23 protein-coding genes are annotated in these 21,261 nt (G+C 49.1%); 11 read left to right on the forward strand and 12 right to left on the reverse strand.

All coding sequences use genetic code 11. From position 1 onward, the window contains the following. Positions 1 to 148 precede the first annotated feature (148 nt). Both KNQ18_RS17275 and KNQ18_RS07010 read left to right on the forward strand, forming a co-directional pair. On the forward strand, positions 149 to 1,033 hold the full coding sequence (locus KNQ18_RS17275; protein ID WP_251133312.1) for a hypothetical protein: 885 nt from the start codon (positions 149 to 151) through the stop codon (positions 1,031 to 1,033). Positions 1,034 to 1,252: 219 nt separating this feature from the next. Further along, the gene (locus KNQ18_RS07010) at positions 1,253 to 3,367 is read left to right on the forward strand and encodes an ABC transporter permease (protein WP_251133313.1); all 2,115 of its coding nucleotides are present in this window, start codon (positions 1,253 to 1,255) and stop codon (positions 3,365 to 3,367) included. Positions 3,368 to 3,481: 114 nt separating this feature from the next. On the opposite strand, the gene KNQ18_RS07015 is transcribed toward KNQ18_RS07010, so the two are convergent. Then, positions 3,482 to 3,766 (reverse strand): hypothetical protein, encoded by a 285-nt coding sequence (locus KNQ18_RS07015; RefSeq protein WP_195865105.1) that lies wholly within the window; start codon positions 3,764 to 3,766, stop codon positions 3,482 to 3,484. Further along, positions 3,763 to 4,065: a DUF2089 family protein gene (locus KNQ18_RS07020; RefSeq protein WP_058705042.1), complete on the reverse strand. Its 303-nt coding sequence runs from the start codon at positions 4,063 to 4,065 to the stop codon at positions 3,763 to 3,765. The genes KNQ18_RS07015 and KNQ18_RS07020 overlap by 4 nt, the downstream gene beginning before the upstream one ends. A 187-nt stretch (positions 4,066 to 4,252) precedes the next feature. Between KNQ18_RS07020 and KNQ18_RS07025 the strand changes: the two genes are divergently transcribed. From KNQ18_RS07025 to KNQ18_RS07035, 3 genes are read left to right on the forward strand one after another with little or no spacing between them, the layout of a single operon-like run. After that, the gene (locus KNQ18_RS07025; RefSeq protein WP_058265893.1) at positions 4,253 to 4,666 is read left to right on the forward strand and encodes a DUF4064 domain-containing protein; all 414 of its coding nucleotides are present in this window, start codon (positions 4,253 to 4,255) and stop codon (positions 4,664 to 4,666) included. A gap of 24 nt (positions 4,667 to 4,690) precedes the next feature. Continuing rightward, the gene (locus KNQ18_RS07030) at positions 4,691 to 5,380 is read left to right on the forward strand and encodes an ABC transporter permease (RefSeq protein WP_149427320.1); all 690 of its coding nucleotides are present in this window, start codon (positions 4,691 to 4,693) and stop codon (positions 5,378 to 5,380) included. Further along, complete coding sequence (locus KNQ18_RS07035) at positions 5,380 to 6,309, forward strand: ABC transporter ATP-binding protein (protein WP_215084267.1); 930 nt, start codon at positions 5,380 to 5,382, stop codon at positions 6,307 to 6,309. Before KNQ18_RS07030 ends, KNQ18_RS07035 begins: the two co-directional genes overlap by 1 nt. A 105-nt stretch (positions 6,310 to 6,414) precedes the next feature. Here the strand turns inward: KNQ18_RS07035 and KNQ18_RS07040 are convergent, their stop codons facing one another. The 3 genes from KNQ18_RS07040 to KNQ18_RS07050 are packed head-to-tail and all read right to left on the reverse strand — an operon-like array spanning position 6,415 to position 9,289. Next, positions 6,415 to 7,383: a FecCD family ABC transporter permease gene (locus tag KNQ18_RS07040; protein WP_215084269.1), complete on the reverse strand. Its 969-nt coding sequence runs from the start codon at positions 7,381 to 7,383 to the stop codon at positions 6,415 to 6,417. Then, positions 7,380 to 8,363: a FecCD family ABC transporter permease gene (locus KNQ18_RS07045; protein ID WP_371743230.1), complete on the reverse strand. Its 984-nt coding sequence runs from the start codon at positions 8,361 to 8,363 to the stop codon at positions 7,380 to 7,382. The genes KNQ18_RS07040 and KNQ18_RS07045 overlap by 4 nt, the downstream gene beginning before the upstream one ends. A gap of 59 nt (positions 8,364 to 8,422) precedes the next feature. Continuing rightward, entirely contained in the window at positions 8,423 to 9,289 is an 867-nt protein-coding gene (locus KNQ18_RS07050) for an ABC transporter substrate-binding protein (RefSeq protein WP_371743245.1), read from the reverse strand. Positions 9,290 to 9,526: 237 nt separating this feature from the next. Between KNQ18_RS07050 and KNQ18_RS07055 the strand changes: the two genes are divergently transcribed. Together KNQ18_RS07055 and KNQ18_RS07060 are read left to right on the forward strand one after the other, a co-directional pair. Then, the gene (locus tag KNQ18_RS07055) at positions 9,527 to 10,273 is read left to right on the forward strand and encodes an arylamine N-acetyltransferase family protein (RefSeq protein WP_215084271.1); all 747 of its coding nucleotides are present in this window, start codon (positions 9,527 to 9,529) and stop codon (positions 10,271 to 10,273) included. Between the two features lie 3 nt (positions 10,274 to 10,276). Then, positions 10,277 to 10,747, forward strand: coding sequence for an NUDIX hydrolase (locus KNQ18_RS07060; protein ID WP_215084272.1), 471 nt, complete (start codon positions 10,277 to 10,279; stop codon positions 10,745 to 10,747). Between the two features lie 44 nt (positions 10,748 to 10,791). Here the strand turns inward: KNQ18_RS07060 and KNQ18_RS07065 are convergent, their stop codons facing one another. The 4 genes from KNQ18_RS07065 to KNQ18_RS07080 all read right to left on the reverse strand — a co-directional run bounded on the left by KNQ18_RS07065 (position 10,792) and on the right by KNQ18_RS07080 (position 13,963). Further along, the gene (locus KNQ18_RS07065; RefSeq protein WP_035397505.1) at positions 10,792 to 11,493 is read right to left on the reverse strand and encodes a DUF554 domain-containing protein; all 702 of its coding nucleotides are present in this window, start codon (positions 11,491 to 11,493) and stop codon (positions 10,792 to 10,794) included. A gap of 16 nt (positions 11,494 to 11,509) precedes the next feature. Further along, the gene (locus KNQ18_RS07070; protein ID WP_215084273.1) at positions 11,510 to 12,442 is read right to left on the reverse strand and encodes a DMT family transporter; all 933 of its coding nucleotides are present in this window, start codon (positions 12,440 to 12,442) and stop codon (positions 11,510 to 11,512) included. Continuing rightward, complete coding sequence (locus KNQ18_RS07075) at positions 12,442 to 13,107, reverse strand: GntR family transcriptional regulator (RefSeq protein ID WP_174316277.1); 666 nt, start codon at positions 13,105 to 13,107, stop codon at positions 12,442 to 12,444. Before KNQ18_RS07075 ends, KNQ18_RS07070 begins: the two co-directional genes overlap by 1 nt. Before the next feature lie 85 nt (positions 13,108 to 13,192). Continuing rightward, positions 13,193 to 13,963, reverse strand: a complete 771-nt coding sequence (locus tag KNQ18_RS07080) for a CPBP family intramembrane glutamic endopeptidase (protein ID WP_133208617.1) — start codon at positions 13,961 to 13,963, stop codon at positions 13,193 to 13,195. A gap of 159 nt (positions 13,964 to 14,122) precedes the next feature. Here KNQ18_RS07080 and KNQ18_RS07085 point away from each other — a divergent pair, with 159 nt between their 5' ends. Together KNQ18_RS07085 and KNQ18_RS07090 are read left to right on the forward strand one after the other, a co-directional pair. Next, entirely contained in the window at positions 14,123 to 14,446 is a 324-nt protein-coding gene (locus KNQ18_RS07085) for a PadR family transcriptional regulator (protein WP_035397512.1), read from the forward strand. A gap of 1 nt (position 14,447) precedes the next feature. Beyond that, a complete protein-coding gene (locus KNQ18_RS07090) occupies positions 14,448 to 15,185 on the forward strand; it encodes a hypothetical protein (protein WP_149427312.1) in 738 nt (245 codons plus the stop codon). 81 nt (positions 15,186 to 15,266) lie between these two features. Here KNQ18_RS07090 and KNQ18_RS07095 read toward each other — a convergent pair whose 3' ends face one another. Both KNQ18_RS07095 and KNQ18_RS07100 read right to left on the reverse strand, forming a co-directional pair. Next, positions 15,267 to 15,839: a GNAT family N-acetyltransferase gene (locus KNQ18_RS07095; RefSeq protein ID WP_149427311.1), complete on the reverse strand. Its 573-nt coding sequence runs from the start codon at positions 15,837 to 15,839 to the stop codon at positions 15,267 to 15,269. Between the two features lie 15 nt (positions 15,840 to 15,854). Then, positions 15,855 to 17,090, reverse strand: a complete 1,236-nt coding sequence (locus KNQ18_RS07100) for an MDR family MFS transporter (protein WP_149427310.1) — start codon at positions 17,088 to 17,090, stop codon at positions 15,855 to 15,857. A 102-nt stretch (positions 17,091 to 17,192) separates the two neighbouring features. Between KNQ18_RS07100 and KNQ18_RS07105 the strand changes: the two genes are divergently transcribed. After that, positions 17,193 to 18,824: an ABC transporter substrate-binding protein gene (locus KNQ18_RS07105; protein ID WP_215084274.1), complete on the forward strand. Its 1,632-nt coding sequence runs from the start codon at positions 17,193 to 17,195 to the stop codon at positions 18,822 to 18,824. 139 nt (positions 18,825 to 18,963) lie between these two features. After that, positions 18,964 to 20,103, forward strand: a complete 1,140-nt coding sequence (locus KNQ18_RS07110; protein ID WP_214723097.1) for a globin domain-containing protein — start codon at positions 18,964 to 18,966, stop codon at positions 20,101 to 20,103. A 49-nt stretch (positions 20,104 to 20,152) separates the two neighbouring features. On the opposite strand, the gene KNQ18_RS07115 is transcribed toward KNQ18_RS07110, so the two are convergent. Further along, entirely contained in the window at positions 20,153 to 20,893 is a 741-nt protein-coding gene (locus KNQ18_RS07115; protein WP_215084276.1) for a sugar nucleotide-binding protein, read from the reverse strand. Positions 20,894 to 21,261 lie beyond the last annotated feature (368 nt).

Below are 21,261 nucleotides of genomic sequence, written 5' to 3' on the forward strand. Positions count from 1 at the left end.
TACATATGGAATACGGAGCATTCATTTAAAGGAGGGTTTTTATCCATGACTGAATCGGTACATATCGTCAGCCACACTTCACTTCAGTTGATGGCTGATGCAAGGTCCATCATAAGACAGTACATCTTACCACGGGAGGGGGTTGCCGATGCTTAAATTTATCTGGAATTCCTGGTGGCGCAATAAAGAGCGATTCATTTTGCTTCTTGTGGGCGTTCTTATCGTCAGTACTGGACTGAGCTATTTGATCGGAACGACACAAGCCAATAACGGAACCGTCATCGATGAACTGCAAAAGCGCTGGGGCTCCTCTTACGATATCGTTGTCCGACCGGAAGGCAGCCGGAGCGTGACGGAAGACTTGAAGTTACTCGAGCCAAACTACATGAGTGGTCTCGATGGTGGCATCACGCGAAAACAATACGAGACGATCAAAAAAATGACTGACGTCGAAGTCGCTGCCCCAATCGCGATGATTGGGTATAACCAAACACTTTCGAGTATCGGTACGCATACGATCGATCAAGAAGGGATTTATAAATTGACGATCAAAGACACGCAAGATACCGGGTTACAGAATGAATCTTCGAGTGGCGTCACCTTTTTAGCTGCGGGATGGGAACCTACAGAAAATGCAGTAAAATCAGGCGTGTCCCCCCTTCCACTTGGAAAGCAGCCTCTTTTTGAGTATGGGAGTCAAGTCATGATTGCAGGGGTTGATCCTGAGGCGGAAGCCGCACTCGTCGGCTTAGATAAAGCGACGACCAAAGGAACCTATAGTAACTATTTTTCAAAAGATGATCAAGTCACCTCGTTTGGTGAAGATGGTGTCCAAATTCCGATCCTGTTGAACAATCGTGAATACGTCGATGCGACACGCATCTACACGTACGAAAAAGTAGAGCTTCCGTCGAAAGAGACATCCATTAACGATCTGGTACAACAAGTCGAACAAAAAGGCGGAAATAAATACTTAGACTCCTTACCGACAAGTGGTGCGAAACGTTATACGATCACGACACAAGATGTCTAGAAAAAGCTCGTCAATGATATTTTAAAACATACGTTACCGACTGCTGAAGAGACGAACAGTAATTCCTTTACTTGGATTGCCTTAAAACCGTCTCCGATCGACTACCGCTCGATCAAAAGTCCGTACGCATCACGTTGGCCGTTCACCTATCAAGTCCAACCGAAACAAGTCGAGCAAGATTCCTTACTCGCTAAACGCAGCATGTACCGGGAAGCGCGGATGTTCGGAAAAGAAAGCACGGACTGGCCAAAGGTCAACTTGAACTACATCGGGGTCTTTGATCCGAAAAAATTGAACATCTCGAAAGATCCGCTGACGGAACTGCCAATGGAAACATACTTCCCGTCAAAAGCCCAGTGGGTCATGGATAAAAATGAACGTCCCGTCAATCCGGTTCGAGACGTTAAACCGACGAATGATCCGTACGATTTCCTGACGAAACCACCATCGATGCTGACGACGCTTGATGCTGCGTTTAAAATTCGTGGTGCCAAAGCGATTTCTGCCATCCGCGTCAACGTCAAAGGTGTCGAGACGATGAATGCTGCTAGCGAGAAAAAGCTCCAACAGGTGGCAACAGAAATCGAACAGAAAACAGGTTTAATCACGGACGTGACCCTCGGCTCGTCACCGCAGCTCGCTTTGACCTATTTACCGGGTCTAAAAGATGAATCAGCACTCGGCTGGGTCCAACAACCGTGGATTAAACTCGGGTCTTCAATTGCGATCTTTCAGGAAGCAAAAGTTGGGATGAGCGGCATCATCGCCAGTGTCATCGCCGTCGCACTCGTCTATGTCTTCAGCTCGAACATCATCTTGCTGTATGCGCGAAAAAAAGAGTTTGCGATTTTACTATCGCTCGGTTGGCGTCCGCGTCAACTGTCAAAACTATTGTTCCTCGAAGCCACGCTGCTCGGAACACTCGTCGTCTTGATTGCTTGGACGATTCTCGGTTCGTTCTGGGTCACAACGGACAACCCGATCGCAATCGGTCGGATTTTATTGATTGGTCTTGCTGGTTTACTCATTTACTGGGGTGGATCGCTCGTGCCGATGACGCTCATCCGTCGCATCAAACCGTATGAAAGCATGCGTTCCGGTGAAGTCTCAAAAGGTCGTCGTTTCGTTCGTGCGCGTAGCGTGCTTGGGATGAGCATCAATCAGCTCGTCACGTACTGGCAACGGACATTGCTTTCGGTCGTCGCGATCGCCTTACCGACGAGTCTGTTCATCTTCTTCCTCTTCATCACGTTCCGACTCAAAGGCGTCTTGTACGCAACGTGGCTCGGCGAATATGTCGCGCTTGAAGTCAGCACGATGCATTACGTCGCGATGGGTGTCGCTCTACTGATTGCCATCCTGACGACGACGGAGATTATGTGGCAAAACGTTAATGAACGCAAGAGTCAGCTTGCTGTTCTTAAAGCGACGGGCTGGCAAGACGTGCAAATCCGTTTACTTGTATTGAGTGAAGGAATGATGACAGGACTATGTGCTGGCGTGATCGGTCTTCTGACAGCACTTGGGATGATTGGCTTCGTTTACGGACAGTTCCCGGTCCAAGAACTTGGTTTCCTTAGCATCATGCTCTTGATTCCGGTGATCACGGGTCTGTTAGGTGCCTTGCTCCCTGCCGAGCGTGCCGTCCGCATCACACCGAATGCGGCACTCGGCAGTATCGTCGAAAATACGCAAGCAACAGAACGGCGCTTTAAATGGGCACTTGGATCCATCGCCGCTTCCTTGTGTATTGGAGTGGTTAGCCTGTTCTTGTTCGCCTCAACGGAATCCTCAACGACTACAACACAGAGTGCTCCGCAGCAACAGACGAGCGGACAAAAATTAAAGGATTTGACCACTGATCCAAAAACATCTGCTGACAAGAAATCAGGTGATCAAACAGCACTAAAAAAACTGATGAAAAAAGGCGTCATCCAAACCTATCCAGGCGATCCGGAAGCCACCTCTGAACTGTTTTACGCTAAATCACTCATTCCAACACCGAAAGAACTCGATTTAAAGGAAAAGAGCGGTTATCGGTTCGTTACGGTTCCTGTTGTCATGTACGATCCCGATAATAGAGTAAAAGGCGCTTATGCTATTTACCGACCTGGCACCTTTACATTGACGTCGCTCGACGGAAACGAATATGAAACCGTTGATTACGTCAATCATAATAAGAAAGCATTCAGAAACAGTTATCAGTATCTCTCACCATATAAGTCAACCGTTGATTTAGTCTATCAAGTTCCTGATGACCAGAAGGTATTCGTTCTCTTTGCGGCGGATGATGCGTTTCCAAAGGATACGACAGTGAAGATTGAACTCGATTAATATGCCGTAATATGAATCTAGCCCGGATCACATAAATGAGAGTCGCCTCGGTTTCATCATCGAAACCGAGGCGACTCTCATTTTTCTCTAAAAAACGATATGTATCGTTGTAACTCACAATGTATCGTGGACGCGCATCCGTTCTAATTCTTTTTCTTGATTCTCTTTAAGCTTCTTTCGACCACGCGACCATTGTTCCCACAGTGAAATCATGCCGACTCCTAAAATCAATACATAGGCTAAAAAACTATTGTATCTACCATCAAAGTAACGCCATGTCAGGAAAATCACTAAAATGATTGGCATGATGATACCGAGATACGGATTGTGACGGCTTGATAAGAAATACTGTATTCCTAAACAGATACTGATAATTAGAGCAGAAATGAAAAAGTTCATTGATTGTTACCCCTCTCAAGTCGATATTTTTCGATGATTTTTTTGGCATCTTCAATCGTGATCCGGTCTTCGATAGCCATTTGTTTAATGTATGCGATGAACGGTTCATTCTCGATTTTCTCATTCACTTCGATTTTCTGAATGATCCGATCGACGCGAATCCGGACTGTGGGATAGGAGACATCATAATGTTTCGCCAGTTCTTTCAAAGAACCCGAGCTTACGATGAATTTTTTAACGAATTCCATCTCTTCCAATTCTAGAGATAAAACCCAATCTGGAACATCATCTTTTTTCATTTACCATTTCCCTCCCATGTCACCATAATAGCATTTACTTAAATAAAGTTAAAGTATTTTTGATATTAATTAAACATTTAACCAATAAATAATTAAAATATATTCATTATTTCGCTTGTCATAGTGATTCGAGTCATGGTAGTTTAGGATTGTCAAATCGGAAAAATAAGGAAAAGGAGTGTTTTAATTGAAAAGAACAACGGAATACATATTTGCTGTCATCGGTATCGTCTTGTTTGGATCATTATGTTTAGGTGGGTTTCTATTGTCTGGATCGATTGCGGATCACGCTGGCATGAAGGAGTTGGTCGATCAATTCATCCAGGATGAGAACATTACGGATGTCACGTCTACCCAAATCCTCACATCCTTCCAACAATTCTTCTTGTACCTTGGTGCCGTCTCCCTCTTATGTACGATAGGCGGAATCGTCTCGATCGTCCGGATTCGCAAAAACGGTTCAGCAGGAAAGATGTTGATCATTACTGCAATTCTCGGTGGGATCTTCACATTACTCGCCGGTGTCTTTGGTTCAATCGCTTATTTGATCGCCGGTATCACTAACGTCACGAAGAATAAAAAGATAGCACGGCAATACTAAACTCAAACAGAAAGGTGTGTCGATATGTTCGCGATTACACTTCGAGAATTTAAATCGCTTTTCCAAAGTATTCGAGCCATCCTGATCATCGTCGTCTTGTTCGGTGTGACGATTGGTTCCGCTAAGCTTGTCAGCCAGTTCAAAGGACAACTTAGTGATCTCGGTCTAGGTGACAACGCCTATATCATCGGTTTGATGCTGCTTCTGTTCTTAGCATCTCCTTTATTCGTGACGAGTATTTCTCATAGTAGCGTTAACAAAGAGATCGAATCGAAGACGATCCGTTTTCTTGCGACGAAAACATCTCGTGAGAACATCATTTTCGGAAAGTTTTTAGGCAACGTCTCGTTCTGGGTCCTCTGTCTGACAGTTGCCCTCTTGTTGATCGTCCCGTTTTCAAAATCGTTCCCGATCGTCGATTTGATCCAAAGCATCATCTTCGTCTCTTACTTCATCGGTCTGTCGCTGTTTCTTTCAACAGTCGTCAACAGCTCTGCAATGACGATGTTCGTCGGCATCTTCATCTCGATCGCGCTTCCAGTCATTGGGATGTGGAGTCTTATTTCGAAGAATGTCATCGTTGATACGTTGTCTTACTTGACGCCCTATTATTACTACACGCAAGAAAACACTGCATACACGTATCTTGTCTTGATCCATATCGCCGTCTTCGTCATCGCGAGCTTGATGATCTTTAAAAGGAGAGATTTATGATGCTAGCCCTTCGCGCAACCAATCTAACGAAACAGTACGGCAATAAGACCGTCGTCAACCAGTTGAATCTCGAAATCAAACAAGGGGCCATCTTCGGCTTCCTTGGTCAAAATGGCGCCGGTAAATCAACATTCATCAACATGATCACGGGTCTTGTCCGTCCGACATCCGGAACGTTCGAGTTACTCGGAGCACCGAACGATTCCTTGAAGGACGTCCGAACTCGAATCGGCGTCCTGCCGGATTACTCGACCTTTTACGAAAACTTCACGGCGCTCGATCATTTGAAGTATTTCAGTAAAGTCCTCGGTCTGAAGACGACGACGGACGAGTTAAAACAACTCCTCCGTGATGTACAACTCGAAGACGCCATCGATGTGAAAACGAAGAACTACTCCTTTGGGATGAAAAAAAAGCTCGGGATCGCCCAAGCCCTGATTAATCGACCGGAAATCCTATTTTTAGATGAACCGACGTCTGGCGTTGATGCCAACTCGATTCTCGGGATTCATACTTTGATTCGTAAGATCGCAGCAGACGGAACGACGATTTTCTTAACGTCTCATAACTTGGACGAGGTCGAAAAACTGTGTACGGAGATTGCGATCATGCAGGACGGAACGATTCAGACGCAAGGCACGATGGAGGAGTTACGGGAAGAACATGAGAAGAACATCACCGTTCACGTAAAACATGCGTTGCTCGACAATGATACACAACAACATCTGCAGACCAAGTTGTCGACACTTGCGAAAGACGTCAACGTCTCCTCTACTCACTCGACGTTCATCGTCCAAAGTGAACACGATATTGCTACGATCAATAGTTACCTCGTCTCGCAACACGTTAACGTGTATCGACTCGAAGTCGAGGAAGCGTCGTTGGAAGAGATCTTCTTGAATCTAGGTTCGGAAGTCCGCTCAGCATAAAGTGAAAAACATGCCTCATGATGAATTAAACAAAAACTTCTATACAACAATCCCCCTCATTCCAATTACGAAATGAGGGGGATTGTTTTGTTCACTTTCATCCGTTCAGGCCGCCCGCTCTCTTCGTAAGAGATACAGGAAGTACGGTACACCGATGATTGCCGTGATCAATCCGGCTGGCACTTCAAGCGGCGGATGAATTCCGCGACCGAGCGCATCAGCGACGACGAGTAACCCACCGCCGAGTAAAAGCGCCATCGGTAAGACGGCGAGGTGTTTATGTCCGACGAGACGGCGTGCCATATGTGGAGCAATCAAACCGATGAAGCCGATTGCACCGACCGTCGCGACGGCAACACCGGCTAGGACGACAGCGAGCGCCAAGAAGACGTGCCGCGTTCGCTGAATTGGTAAGCCGAGACCGATGCTGACTTCCTCACTAAGTGATAAGACATCGAGTTGACGATGGCGATAGAAGAGGATCGCACCGATCACGACGAGCACAGGCGCTAAGATCAACACTTCCTGCCACCCTTTCCCGAACAGACTTCCAGCAAGCCAGACGAGTGAATCGTTCGTCTGAAGTGGAAATTTAATCAACAGGTATTCTGTTCCCGAGGCACAGATCGCACTAACGGCAATACCAAGTAACGCAAACGAACTGCGGGAGACGTTTCCTCCCCGTTCAAGCATCATCAACGCCAGCATGACAAGTGCTGCTCCGATGAAGGCGGCGATCGGTGTCAACAAGAGCGGACCATCCGGCACGAGGGCGATCATCAAAACAGCGAACAGAGACGCTCCGTTCGTCACTCCGATCACGTCCGGTGAGATCAATGGATTACGGATGACGCTTTGTAAGATGACTCCAGCAAGAGCGAAACTCGCTCCTGCTAAAAAGGCGAGGACCGTTCGCGGCAGCCGGTAATTTTGGACGATGAAGGCATCCTTTCCACTAAAGAACGACTGCCAGAGTTCCGTTAACGATAACTGAATCGAACCGACCGACAGTAAGGCGAAGCTTGTGACAAGGACGATTACTGCGACAAGTAGAATCCGACGCCTCTCTCTCATCGTAATCCCCCTTTCATTTGGCGGCGTGCCAAGATAAGGAAGAAAGGTGCCCCGAGCAATGATGTCACGATGCCGACTGGTGATTCATACGGATAGGCGATGAAGCGCGCCAGGACATCGGCGTACGTCAACAACAGACCACCGATGACGGCAGAGACGGGTAAGACGATCCGGTAGTCCTCACCAACAAGGCGACGCGTGATATGCGGCACCATCAGACCGATGAAGCCGATCGCTCCGGCAACGGCAACCGTTACCCCTGCGAGTAACACGACACTGATGCCGGCAAGCAGACGGATCCACGTCACTTTTTGTCCGAGTCCGACCGCGACGTCTTGCCCGAGTTGGAAAACGGCGAGCGACTTCGCGAGACTTGCCGCAAGAATCAAACCTGCGAGCGACCATGGGAGAACGATCCGGAGTTCGAGCCAGCTTGCGTCACTGAGCGAACCGGACAACCAGTACAAGACGTTCGTGATCCGGTCGTTGAACAAAATCAAGCCTTTCGTTAGCGACGTCAACAAGAGATGAATCGCCATCCCGACGAGGGCGAGTTTTAACGCCGTCATCCCGCGAATCGAAGCGAACGAAAAGACGAGCACGCCACCGAGCAAGGCACCGGCAAAGGCGAAGTAAAGCAAGTTCGCCGTCCCGAGTGACGGAAAGACAAGGAGACTGACGACTACAAGAAACGACGCACCGGCGTTGACACCAAAGACTTGTGGTGAAGCGAGCGGATTACGCGTCACGGCTTGCATGATCGCTCCAGCGACGGCAAGATTCGCTCCGAGCAACAACCCGAGTAAGAGACGCGGCAACCGCAGATTCGTCAGGACGAGTCCCGCTTTAGAGGTCGTGCCACTGATCCACTCCTGCACTAAGTGGATTGGATTCATCTGTGTGATACCAAAGAACAAGCTACTATAAACGGCCAAGCAACTGAGTAAGATAAGTACGAAAATCAGACGTTTCCGCTGCACCGGATCTTTCCCCTTTCATCAAGACGAAAAGCCAGATTGCTCCGGCTTTTTGTCGTTCGTTATTTCTGTTTGAGCAATTGAATTGCTTCGTCAACGATTTGTTCAGCAGCGTCCAGACCACGGTAACGTGTCCAGAGGTCACGATTGACTTCGTAGACTTCTCCGTTTTTGACCGCTGTGATCTGATTCCAGAGCGGATTATCCTTCCATTCTTTCAGTAACTTCGGATCGGCTTCCGCCATGAAGATGACGTCCGGATCCCACTTGACCATCTGCTCTAACGTGATCGTCACAGTCGGTTCCGCTGTTTTCGTAACGGCATTCTCGATACCGATCTTCTCGAGCAGCTCACCGTCAAACGACGTCTCACCGTGTGCTGTCAGTGAATCGGCGCGGAAGACACCGACCATGACTTTCCGGTCATCTTTTGGATCAACCTTCTTCTTCGCTGCCTGCAAGCGCTCTTCATGAAGCGCAAGGCGATCGTCCATCTGTTTCGTTTTGCCGACCGCTTCCGCAATCGTCTTGAACGAATCGATGTTCTCTTCATACGTCGCATTGCGACTCTTCAAGATGATCGTCGGTGCGATTTCTTGCAATTGCTTGTAAATTCCTTTATGACGATTGAAGTCGCCGATGATCAAGTCCGGTTGCAAGGAACTGATCACTTCAAGATTCGGTTGTTGGCGTGTACCGACTTCCGTGAACTCGATGTCTTTTCCGAGTAATCCAGAGACATCCGTCTTGTTTTCTTGTGCAATCCCGACCGGTGTGATGCCTAGTTCGTCTAACGCATCAACGAACGAGAATTCGAGCGCGACGACCTTCTTCGGCTTTTCCGGTACTTTCGTTTTTCCTGCTTCGTGCGTAATCGTCCGCGTCTTTTCGTTCGATTGCTCTGCTTGACTAGAACAAGCCGCAAGCATCAAACTGCTCAACACGAGGAGCGTCAACGCTGTCATCCAAGTTTTCCGTCTCATGGTGAGACCTCCTTTGATTCGTGATTCGACATTGAGAATCATTCTTAATTAATCCTGTCTCAGCATATCAAAGATTTCCATCGAACAAAAGGGAAATCCTTATTTTCAGATAATATAGGCTAACATTCACATTCTCTGAAGCAATATGGGATAATCAGGTAGTGAACAAAGGAGGGATCAGAGATGGATTGGATGAAAGACTTAGAACAGCGAATTGCGTTTCCGCTCGATGCAATCACGTTTGATCAGTTACCTGACTTACTCGAAGCCTTCGCCTACCAGTTACCGTTCGAGAATACGACCGTCCTTGAGAAGCGAATCCGTCCGTTTAGCGACGAGCGCTTCATCGAGACGTTTCTGACAGAACGACGCGGTGGTGTCTGTTATGACTTAAACGGACTGCTGCACCGGGTCCTGCAGGAACTAAATTGTCCCGTTCGACTCGTTCAAGCGACTGTTTACGATACGAAGTCGGACGCCTGGTCAGCGACCGGACCGACCCATGTTGCGGTCATTTGGAATGAAACGCACTTGCTCGATACCGGCTTCGGCGTCAATTTACCGCTCGTTCCTGTTCCGTTGAGTGGGGAGACCGTTGATTCCGCAAGCGGCAGTTACCGGATCATCAATGATGACACACTTGAGATGAAGCGGACGGGACAAGCGAAATTTGTGACAGGTTACCGGTTCGACCAAGAGACACCCATTACAACAGATGACTTATCGAAGATGGAACAGATCATCCAGCAGAGCGACGCTTCGCCGTTCAATAAAGGTCGCCTCGTTGCAATGCGGACGCCGCGCGGACAAAAGACGTTGACTGAGCGGACGTTACGGATTGAAGAAACGACGACGACCGAGTTACCGGTCGCAGGTCCCGCCCAATTCGAGATGCTGTACAACACACACTTTTTAGGACGGGAGTCGTAAATCATGGATCGTTATACACTTTGTTTAATCCGACACGCAGACCACTTTTTACTCGTCAATCGGCAAAAACGTCCGGCGATGGGCATGTGGAATGGTGTCGGTGGTAAGATCGAACCGGGCGAGACACCGGAAGCCGCCGTCATCCGCGAGACGTTTAAAGAGACAGGCATCACGCTCACCTCAGTGACATCAAAAGGCATCGTTCGCTTACATGGGGAAGAGACATCTGGCATGTACCTCTACCTGGCTGATTTAGAAGATCGTCCGTTTCCAACACCGGTCATGACAGTTGAAGGAATCCTCGATTGGAAATCACTCGACTGGATTTTAGGCGACGATAACATGGGTGTCATCAGCAACCTCCGGCACTACCTACCGATTGTTCTGTCGACCGAACACCCGTTACTGCATGACTTCCATTACGATGGACATACAATCACGGCATACGAGACACATGAATTAATTGAGACATAACACAACATCCCCGCTTGTCCTTTCGGACAGGCGGGGATGTCTCGTTAGAATAGATGTAAGCCCGTCACGATGACAGCAACGATAACAATGCCCGGTAACAAGTTCGCGACGCGGATCTTCGTGATTCCGGCGAGATTGAGACCGATCGCTGCAATCATCACCCCACCGGTCGCCGTCATCTCCAAGATGAATTCTTGCAACGCGGCGTCGGGAATGAACTTCGTGATCGCAACGGCACTCAGTGCAATCGCCCCTTGATAGAGGAAGACGGGAATCGCTGAGAACATGACGCCAATCCCGAGCGTTGAACTGAGGACGAGCGCCGTGAAGCCGTCAATCAACCCCTTCGTATAGAGGACGTCGTGATCCTGACGCAGTCCACCGTCGAGCGCACCGAGGACACCCATCGCTCCGATGACGAAAATCAACGTCGCGGTGACGAAGCCTTCGGCGATATTTGATGGACGACCGCGACTGATCTTACGCTCGAGCCATGCCCCCATCCGGTCGAGCTTCTCATCGAGACGGAACCATTCCCCGATCGCACCTCCGAGAACAAGACTACCGATGACGATCAAAAAGTTCGTGCTCTTCATCCCCATCTGGATCCCGAGCACGACGACGGCTAGACCAATCGCCTGCAAGACCGTCTCCTTCATCCGTTCCGGAATCCGGTGGAACATCAATCCGAGCAACGTCCCGACGATGATCAGGACGGTATTGACGAGTGTACCTGTTAAAACCATCTGACAGCCTACTTTCTCAATTGATTTTTCGTTTCGCAGGACGGACGACCGTCCGCTCCACCTGATTCAAGCTATGCAACGTCATCCCGAGCATGACGAGGATGATCCCGAGTGTCGCGAGTCCCGTCGGCAGTCCCGCATGGAGAAACAGAATCTCGCCGAGAACGGTAAAGACGATCTCAAACGACTGGGTCGCTTCGATCGCAGCTAACCGGACCGGTTCCGTCCGGACGAGCGACGTTGCGTAGAAAAAGAGCGATGTCGCGATGACGCCCGAGAATAAGGCGACGAAGCCGGACTGAGTCACTTGACTGACACTCGGCAAACCGACTTGTATGTAAGCAATCACCGAGAGAACGATCCAAAACGGTAAACTCGCGATTGTCATCCCGAGGATCCGCTCGAATACATCGAGCTCTTCCCCATACCGTTCCATCATCTTCCGGTTCCCAAGCGGATAGGCGATCGCAGCGACGAGCACCGGCAAGGCACCGAACAGTAAGGATTTCAGCGATAGACTTCCAGCGACGGATAACTGCATGACGACGACACCGAGGACGATCAAGACGGAATACTTAAGAGCCGACCACGGAATCCGTTGCTTGAACAAGGGAGCAAGCAGCGGTCCGGCTAGGATCGTCAATTGCCACGTTCCGGCAATCAGCCAGCCCGGCGCATGATCGGCAGCAAGACAGATGCTACCGTAAAACAGTCCGAAACCGATCGTTCCGTACAGTAACCAAAAACCGAAGTCGGCTCGCAGTGCCTGTAAGACGCGACCAATTCCCCGACGCATCAAGACGATGACGACGAAGAACGGCAACATCAAGAAGAAGCGAAGCGACGCACTGTAGATCCAGTGCCCCCCTGCTCCTTGCATCGATTGATTCAAGATGAAGGTGACGGCAAAGAACATCGCCGCCAAGATCCCATAAATGATTGGTCGCATCAGCGCTCCTCCTTTAGTGTCGAGACGAGTAAACGTCCGAGCCCGTTCCAGTTATGTTCCGTCGCCTGGACGAGCTGCTCGACATCCCGTTGTTGACATGCAATCAAAATCGCCGCATGATCGGCAATCGATTGGCGTCCGAGTCGATCGAACTGGGCGTATTCAAGCCGGCGGATCAGCGGTGTTAATCGGCGAATCGTTTCTCGTAGCTGAGCGTTCTGACTGCGCAACACAAAGACATCGTGAAAGGCATCGTCTAACGTCAGTGCTGTCTCCGTCTCCTGTTGATCGATTGCCGTCGTGAACTGTTGATGGATCGTCTGAAGTTCCATCAAGTCGTCTTCCGTCAATTGCGGTCCGGCAAGACGCGCTGCCAGCCCATGCAGCGTCGCGATGATTGGATAGGTTTGCTGTGCCTGTTCAGCGTCAAGCTCTGTCACGATCGTCCGCGAGCCCCGTTTCGCAAAAATCAATCCTTCCTCCTCGAGTCGTTTCAAGGCTTCGCGGACCGGTGTTCGGCTGACTCCGAACATTTCCGCGAGCGCTTGATCGTTCACCTTCTCGCCTGGGGCGAGGCGTAAAGTGATGATGTGATGCTGTAAACGTCGATATACTTCCTCACTGAGAGGAAGTCGTGCAATGGCTAAATCATCTGTAGGTTTCATACAAGTAATATATTACATATTAATCATTGATACTAGCTTTATTCAAAAATAAAAACTCCCCGTCAAACAACGGAGAGTCAGCTATTCAAACGTTACGTGGATTCATCGGTCCATTCAGGTGACTGAGATCGTGCCGTTTCAACAAGATCAATTGAATGACAATCGCGACGAGTAGATAAGCTTGTGTCAAAAGAGGAGTGATGCCTAAATTGACGTTCACGACATCCGCTGCGATGCTCGCGAAATCCCACAGCGCATGGAAAATGATTAATGGCCAGAGGTTATTCAGCTTCAGTGCGATGATCGCTAAGAACACACCAAAGACGAATGTGTTCGCAAGTTGGAACAACATCGCTGCCGGCGGAATCAAGGCGATCAAATTAAGCAAGTGGAAAGATGAGAACAGAAGCGCACTGATGAGGACGGCACGATACGGATGTTCGTTCGGTTTGAGATAGCGTAAGATGATGCCGCGAAACAAGACTTCCTCATTGAAACCGACGAATAAGGTCGTCAGGAAGACTATTCCGACAAGTTGAAGTGCCGATGATGATATCGAGGACGTGAACAACGCATTGACGATCAATCCGACTTGAACGAGAACGATCAGCAGTAACGGAATGTACCAGATTAGACCCCGCGACTGCAATTTCGAAAACCCGACGGCAGCAAACGTGGCATGACGACGAATGTACCAGACGAGAAAAATCGCTGTTGCGACTTCACCGAAGATCGCGATACGTAACAACTCCGGTTCACCATAACGAATGCCGAAACCAAACGCAGAGACAGCCATGACGATACCCATGATGATGAAGACGACGGTTGCCGAGACGACAGTATTCCGCTTATCCACGATCAATACCTCCCTTTTCTAAACAAGCGACGTATCTACTTTATGATTTATTTACCTTTTTTTCAGGGAAATAAATCTTTTTCCTCCAGCTACCTTGCAATACAAAATAGCTTGGTATATCATTACCTTGTAATACCAAGTAGCGAAAGGATGATGCGGATGTCATCGACGCAAATGTTAAAGGGGATTCTCGACGGTTGTTTACTTGCACTGATCGCGGAAGAAGAGATTTATGGTTACGAACTGGCGACGAAACTCAAAGCATACGGTTTCGCTGACATCAGCGAAGGAACGATCTATCCCTTATTGATCCGGATGCAAAAACTGGGCTGGATCGAAGCGACTTCACGCGTCTCTCCGTCCGGTCCAAAACGGAAGTATTATTCGATCACGACGAGCGGTGCAGAAGAACTCACCGCCTTCAAGGAAAGATGGCAACACCTTTCGACAAGTGTTGAAAGCATTTTAAAGGAGGATGATTGAGATGACCCTATCAACGGAATCAACCCGATTTTTGGAAGACTTGAAGGTCTACCTGCTTGCTTCGGGAAAAAATGAACAAGCGACGAACGAGATCGTCCTTGAACTCGAAGACCATCTGATTGAAGCGGAAGCGGATGGCAAATCGGTTCGCGCGATCACAGGTGACAGTCCGGCTGACTACATCCAGTCGATTTCTAAAGAGATGGCGTTCGATCCGATAGAAGCATTTTGGATCGTCATGCAAGTCTTTCTCGGTGCATCGAGTTTTCTCTATCTCCAAAATCTGCTGAATGGAACAACGACATTCAGTATCTTGCTAGTTGGTGGCTTCCTGCTGATTAGCGCTGTTTATTTGACGACCCTGGCGTTTTTATTCCGTCAAGACGCATTACGTGATGGCGCTCGCCCTCGCATCATGCGTTATGGTATTCATGGAAGTGTTCATATTCTCCTGATCATTGGACTATTGATCGTCAACGGACTCATTGATTCGCCCAAAATCACGTTATCTCCGAGTGTCGGTTGGTTAATTGGCGCCCTTCTAATTGCCTGGATTCTCGTCACGGCATGGAAGACGAAGACATGGATTTTACCGATTGCAGTGTCCGTCTTTTTCGTGCCTCAACTGCTGCTTTTGTTTGTATTTAATTTGTCAGAGATTACCGCCGTCCTCGTGAGTTATGTTTTGACCTCGATTACGATTGCAGTTATCTTTCTCCGAACATCTAAGCAAGATTAGTCAAAAAATACAAAACTCTAAAGAATCTATTTAATTCTGATACCAAAAAACAACCTCAGCGCTGAGGTCGTTTTTGATGTATTACGTATTCTTCATCCCGTTCTTTGCTTCATACCGCTCACGCGTCCAGTTGTAGACATGGCTCGTCACGGTCCGTCCGTCGATTCGTTCTAAGACGAATGGTCGGTCAAGAATAGGCGTAAACCCGAGTTTCTCAACGACACGGCGTGATTGGTCATTAAAATCAAAGTGACCACACCAGACGATATCGATCGGTAGTTCCCGGAAGATGAAATCAAGTATTGCTTCAACGATTTCCGGCATCCGCCCTTCTCCCCAGTAATCAGGTGCGAGGACATAGCCGATCTCGACTTGACGGTCATGGGTGATCGAATCGTCCGGCCGACGATTGAAGTGAAATCCGAAGCTCCCGATGACTGCCCCCGTTTCCTTATCGGTCACGGCATATTCACCAGGTGACGCTTGGAAAATGCCAATCACTTCCTGGCTTTCGTCAAGTGACGCGTGCGGCGCCCAGCCTGCTTTTGGTCCAACAGTTGGATCCTTGGCGTAAGCATACAATGCTTCTGCATCGTCTTCTTGCCAGCGGCGTAACAGGTGCCGTGGCGTTTCGATAGTATCTGGTAAGTTCATCTGTATTCCCCCTTATTAAGATACGTTTCGCTCTCGTTCGACAGATTCCTTCACGAACAGACTCGTATAGACTAATCCAAAGCCCGTTAAGAGGATCAATCCGAGATATACACTCATCATCGACGGGATCAAGAAGGTCCCGACTAGAATCGTCGATCGAGAAAGTAAGTCCGCTCCAGCAAACGACGTTCCCGCGAACGCTGAGTACGCTCCGCGTTGATCGGCTGGCATCATGTTTGCTTTTTGAGTGTTCAAGACCGGGGAGTAGAGCAACTCGCCAATCGTTGCGATGAAGATGAAGACCATCAGTGCCGTCATGCTATTGGCACTCGTCACTACAACGTAACCGATCGTGTACAGCATGAGACCCGCAGCGAGCGTCCGGCGCGGAGACAAACGCTTCGCTAGTCGCTGGACGATGAACGTCAACGTGACGACGAGCAACGTATTTTCGATGTTGATGATACTCATCATCCGGACCCCGTTGATCGACCACCCGGCAAATGATAGCGGTTCGAACGAATCGGCGAGTCGGACGGCGACGTAACTGCCCATCGAAAACTCAGCCGCTAAGATACACATCGAACCAAAGACGACCTTAACGAACGGACGGTCCCGCCAAGCGAGTTGATAGCTCGTGAAAATATCCGTGAGGACACCACGAAGTTTTTGACGCTGCCACGTCCGTGGCGTGTCGTCAAGAAACAGGTAGTACGCAATCGGTAAAACGGACGACGTGAAGCTTAAGATCCCGAACAACAGCAGTTGATTACTGACGTAGAGCCAGCCCCCGAGCGCCGTACCGATGGCGATCGAGAGATTGATCAGCCAGTAGTCAAGCGCATAAACCGCTTGGCGGTTTTCCTTCGTCGTTGCATCGATGATAATTGCGCTCATTGCCGGTCGACCAAGATTACTTGTCACCGAGAAGACAGCGTAAATGACCATGAACAACAGCATCCAATCGAATGTCAACGAGATCGTCATCGTGATGAATGTCAGCGCCGTGAGCGCAGAAGTCGTGACAAGCAGACGTTTACGGGAAAAGCGGTCGGCAAGATATCCGCCGAGTAGATTCGTGATGAAGCTGACGAAGACCATCGCGATCAAAAATGCACCGGCGATGACTTCGTTGAATGCCTGGACGAACAAGAGGGCCATGAACGGCATGATCGAGAACGAAACAGCCCGGTTGAAAAACGATGTGATGAGACGTACTTTAATTGGTTTCGGTATTTCTTTCCATTTCATATTGTCACCTTCCATTCTCTACCTGTATCATAAACAAGACAAGACGCAGGAAAAATGGACGTCGTTCAAAAAAGATGTCCCCTTTTAAGGAGGAAAAGGACGATGGATGCTTATCTTTTTATGTTATGGAAGACTTGCCGAAATGGACACTACTCGATTGCGACGCTTGCCGACGCCATCCATCTCAGTCCTAAACAAACGAAACGATATCTCAATAAATGGCAGGAAGACGGCTGGATTGGTTACACGAGCGGTCGCGGACGAGGCAACTTAAGTGAACTCGTCTGGTTGCGCCATGTCGAACGGGAGTATGCGAAACAGATGCTCGAGCGGATTGACCGTGACTCGATCGAATCGGTGACGGAGGAATTGACGTGGGACTGGTCGCCGGCGCAAGCAGGACGCTTCATGCGGCAACTGGAACGAAAATTCGGCTATACACAGACGACGGCTGACGCGTTATTGATTCCGCGAAAACGAAATTTCCTGACGACACACCCGTTAGAAGCAGCCGATATCCATAGTGCCCACCTCGTCCAGAACGTCTTCAACCGGCTGTTTACGATCGACGTCGACGGCAACATTCAAGGTGAACTGGCGCATCACTATGTCTGGAACGGGGCGACGCTCAGTCTCTTCTTACGGAAGGACGTCCGATTTCATGACGGCTCGCTCCTGACGAGTAAGGAAGTGACGAAGAGTCTGCGTGCCTTGATTGCCTATCCGACTTACGCTTATTCCTATCGGCACGTAAAGCAGATCGTCTCGAACGGTCCGTACCGGGTCGATCTCACACTCGATCAGCGCCGGAGTTCGATTTTTCCGCAGCTTGCCTCGATTCACACGAGCATCATCAAGGACGGCATTGGAACGGGACCGTTCCAACTGACGCAACATGACGACAAGAAAACCGTTCTGACGGCGTTCCCGAATTACTTTGGTATCCGTGCCCTGCTCGACCGGATTGAGTTCATCCAGATGCCGGAGCAATATGACCCGGTCTACCGGACATCGGCATCTGACTCCAGTCCGATTGATACGATCGCGACACAATCCGGGTTTGGTCTCGTTTTGCTCCATCCACGCGCCGGTGGTCCGTTTGAATCCAAAGCCGCGCGACATTATGTCCATCGGCTCGTCGCGGAAGTCCGTAATGGCATTCATGACTTCCATGAACGGGCACAACCGAACGACTGTGGTTTTCTTGAGTCCTATAGTCAACCGTATACTGTCCCGGATGGTCCTGCCGTTTTGTTCACGCAACCGATCCGAATCAAGCTAACTGATTTTACGGACAAGGTGACACGCTGGCTCTGTCAGCGATTTGATCAAGACGGGATTCCGTATGAGTTCGTCGAGGTCGGATTTGAAGAGAGCATCACGGATTTTCATGTCTACGATACGATTGATCTCGCCATCCATGCCGAAGTGTTTGAGCGAAATATCCAGTACGCCTTTTATCAGTTCATGACGAACACGTTCTCACCACCGATCCGACTGTTTCAGCAGATGCCAGAGATGTTGAAATCGATCGAACAATATGACGCGACACCGTTCGAAGACTGGCTCCCGATTCATCAAACGATCGAGCGTTACTTGATCGACGAATCGTATTTCATCCCGTTCTATCACGATACACGACTGATTCCGTATCCGATCGAGCTGCAAAACATCACGATTGACTCGTTCGGTTACTTTGATTTCTCGAAGCTCTGGATTTCCAACCAATCGTGACGAATCGTTGACGAAATCTTGACCTGCTTGTGACAAAACGCACGGTATTCTTTAATCTAGTATTTTAAATGTTGTATTAAAGGTGGGGCTGCGAAATACTAAGACTGTCTTCATTACTTAGTGAAAAGGAAGTGGTCTTATGTTATCAACCTCTACCATTCAAATCGTTCAATCGACTGTTCCCGTCCTTGCGTCGCACGGTGCCGCGATCACGAAAGTTTTTTATCAGCGCTTGTTTCAAGCTCATCCGGAACTGAAACACGTCTTCAATCAATCGAATCAACGGAGCGACCGCCAATCGCAAGCACTCGCGACCGCCGTGTATGCCGCTGCTGCTCACATCGATCGACTCGAGACGTTAAAGCCGGTCTTATTACCGGTGCTACATAAACACCGTAGTCTACAAATCAAACCGGAGATGTATCCCATCGTCGGACAAGAATTGCTCGGGGCGATGCAAGATGTCTTAGGAGAAGCCGCAACGCCAGACATCTTGCACGCGTGGGGAGAAGCATATGGGGAGATTGCCGATCTGTTCATCACGCTCGAAGCCGAACTCTACGCGCAGGATGAGCAAGCAAAAGGTTTTTCCGGTTATCAAACAGTCGAGATTTCGGATGTCGAGGAACAAGCGGATGGGATTCGCGCCTTGACCTTCCGCACGGACGGTCCGCTCCCCATTTACCAAGCCGGACAATACATTACGGTACGGATTCAAGACAAAGACGGCTTATGGCACAATCGTCAATACAGTCTGACGACGGCATCAAACACGGATACTTATACGATTGGTGTCAAACGAGAAGGCATCGTCTCGGACTACTTACATGCAGCTGCAATCAGTGACACGGTATTGATCAGTGCGCCAGCGGGTGCTTTCACACTCGATGCTTCAGACGAACCAGTCGTTCTGATTGCTGGTGGCATCGGGATCACACCGATGCTTGCGATGGCAGACGAAGCGTTAGCTGCTGGTCGCCATGTAACGTTACATCACGCCGTCCAAGATGAACGCAATCGTCCATTTAACGAACAACTCGTTATGCTTGAACAGCGTGGTGCGCGAGTCATTCGTTACGCGGAGCATCAGGCGATAGATCAAGCAGGTCGCCTGCCGAAAGACGTCATCGCAAACATCACGGATCTGACATACGTCTGTGGCCCGGAAGCGATGATTCAATATGTGATCGAACACTTCACGGCATCACCAGATAAACTGCATTACGAAATCTTTGGACCAACGCTTGCCTTTTCAGCAGAAACTCCAGTTGCTCAATAAAAAACATCCCGCTTTCTTTGACACGTGTCAAGGAGAGCGGGATGTTTGATTAGAGGGGCAATCGTTCTGACAACAGGCGGACCAAAACGACGTCCGTCGCCATTCGGTTATCGCGGCGTGGTTCATCGACCGGTTCGATCGTCCAGTTTTTTGCGTGAAGCGTATTCAAGGCACGCGCTAAGTCGTACATCGAATAGCGATCGTTACCATTCAACTGATAGAGACCTGCTTCGTGTTCAAGTAAAATCGTAACGAGCGCTTCCGCCGTGTCCTCAAGTAGCGAACTTGACGGATACCATTCGCGACTCGCCCGAATGACGCCGTGCTGTTTCATCTCGTTCGTGAAGAAATCAACCATGTTGTTCGAACCAGCTTCCGTCCCGACCTGCCAGCCGATCCGAACGATTTTTGCTTGTGGATCGAGTGCTTGAATCGCTTGTTCGCAGGCAATCTTATAGGCACCGTATTCGTCGGTCGCATCCGGTACTGCGTCCTTGTCAATCGGTGCCGGCACGTCGTCCGAGAAAACAGACACCGTACTCGTGAAAAAGAACGGAATCTCGTATTCCTGGCACAAGCGGACGAGCGCTTCCGTCCAACTAACAGACCCCATCCCGATATGTAAAAAATAATCTGGTCGTTCCGTTTCTAAAAACGTGCGCATCGCGGATTCGTCAGTCGTCGAGACTTTCGTTCGGTCCCAGGCGACTGTCTCGATGTCGTGCTTTGCTAAGACATCCGCAACGACAGGCGCTACCGTTCCGTTCATACCTGTAATGATCGCTTTCATGGTGATTCATCCCCCTTATGTTTAATCGAAACATCATAAAACTACTTACTACATCAGTTTACACGGGAAGTGTAGATTTAACGAGTCTGAGGTGATTCTCCTACGACCATTTATGCCTCAAATGAAAAAAACGTCCGCTGTCCAATCTAAAATTGGTAAGCAGACGCACTGTTTAGTTAGTTCATCCTCACTCCGAAACGCCTTCCGTTTCCATTCGGCGCCACAGTACATTTAAGAAGACCGTCATCCCACTGATCGGAATCAAAAACAATAACGCCGTGATCCATAAACTCTCCATCGACTCCACTCCTCATCGTTCATTTCTATCTCTAGTGTATAAGAGTGCGAAACCGCTTACCTCCACCTCA

This window comes from Exiguobacterium sp. s78, from assembly GCF_018618985.1.
Lineage (GTDB): Bacteria > Bacillota > Bacilli > Exiguobacteriales > Exiguobacteriaceae > Exiguobacterium_A > Exiguobacterium_A abrahamii.

Bases quoted from the DNA above. Each gene is read 5' to 3' on its own strand.
- KNQ18_RS07070 (WP_215084273.1), bottom strand. From the start codon at position 12,442: ATGCGACCAATCATTTATGGGATCTTGGCGGCGATGTTCTTTGCCGTC.
- KNQ18_RS07100 (WP_149427310.1), bottom strand. From the start codon at position 17,090: ATGAAATGGAAAGAAATACCGAAACCAATTAAAGTACGTCTCATCACA.
- KNQ18_RS07010 (WP_251133313.1), top strand. From the start codon at position 1,253: ATGTTCGGAAAAGAAAGCACGGACTGGCCAAAGGTCAACTTGAACTAC.
- KNQ18_RS07055 (WP_215084271.1), top strand. From the start codon at position 9,527: ATGGATTGGATGAAAGACTTAGAACAGCGAATTGCGTTTCCGCTCGAT.
- KNQ18_RS07115 (WP_215084276.1), bottom strand. From the start codon at position 20,893: ATGAAAGCGATCATTACAGGTATGAACGGAACGGTAGCGCCTGTCGTT.
- KNQ18_RS07060 (WP_215084272.1), top strand. From the start codon at position 10,277: ATGGATCGTTATACACTTTGTTTAATCCGACACGCAGACCACTTTTTA.
- KNQ18_RS07050 (WP_371743245.1), bottom strand. From the start codon at position 9,289: ATGCTTGCGGCTTGTTCTAGTCAAGCAGAGCAATCGAACGAAAAGACG.
- KNQ18_RS07095 (WP_149427311.1), bottom strand. From the start codon at position 15,839: ATGAACTTACCAGATACTATCGAAACGCCACGGCACCTGTTACGCCGC.
- KNQ18_RS07065 (WP_035397505.1), bottom strand. From the start codon at position 11,493: ATGGTTTTAACAGGTACACTCGTCAATACCGTCCTGATCATCGTCGGG.
- KNQ18_RS07110 (WP_214723097.1), top strand. From the start codon at position 18,964: ATGTTATCAACCTCTACCATTCAAATCGTTCAATCGACTGTTCCCGTC.
- KNQ18_RS07090 (WP_149427312.1), top strand. From the start codon at position 14,448: ATGACCCTATCAACGGAATCAACCCGATTTTTGGAAGACTTGAAGGTC.
- KNQ18_RS07075 (WP_174316277.1), bottom strand. From the start codon at position 13,107: ATGAAACCTACAGATGATTTAGCCATTGCACGACTTCCTCTCAGTGAG.
- KNQ18_RS07030 (WP_149427320.1), top strand. From the start codon at position 4,691: ATGTTCGCGATTACACTTCGAGAATTTAAATCGCTTTTCCAAAGTATT.
- KNQ18_RS07105 (WP_215084274.1), top strand. From the start codon at position 17,193: ATGGATGCTTATCTTTTTATGTTATGGAAGACTTGCCGAAATGGACAC.
- KNQ18_RS07040 (WP_215084269.1), bottom strand. From the start codon at position 7,383: ATGAGAGAGAGGCGTCGGATTCTACTTGTCGCAGTAATCGTCCTTGTC.
- KNQ18_RS07085 (WP_035397512.1), top strand. From the start codon at position 14,123: ATGTCATCGACGCAAATGTTAAAGGGGATTCTCGACGGTTGTTTACTT.
- KNQ18_RS07020 (WP_058705042.1), bottom strand. From the start codon at position 4,065: ATGAAAAAAGATGATGTTCCAGATTGGGTTTTATCTCTAGAATTGGAA.
- KNQ18_RS07015 (WP_195865105.1), bottom strand. From the start codon at position 3,766: ATGAACTTTTTCATTTCTGCTCTAATTATCAGTATCTGTTTAGGAATA.
- KNQ18_RS07035 (WP_215084267.1), top strand. From the start codon at position 5,380: ATGCTAGCCCTTCGCGCAACCAATCTAACGAAACAGTACGGCAATAAG.
- KNQ18_RS17275 (WP_251133312.1), top strand. From the start codon at position 149: ATGCTTAAATTTATCTGGAATTCCTGGTGGCGCAATAAAGAGCGATTC.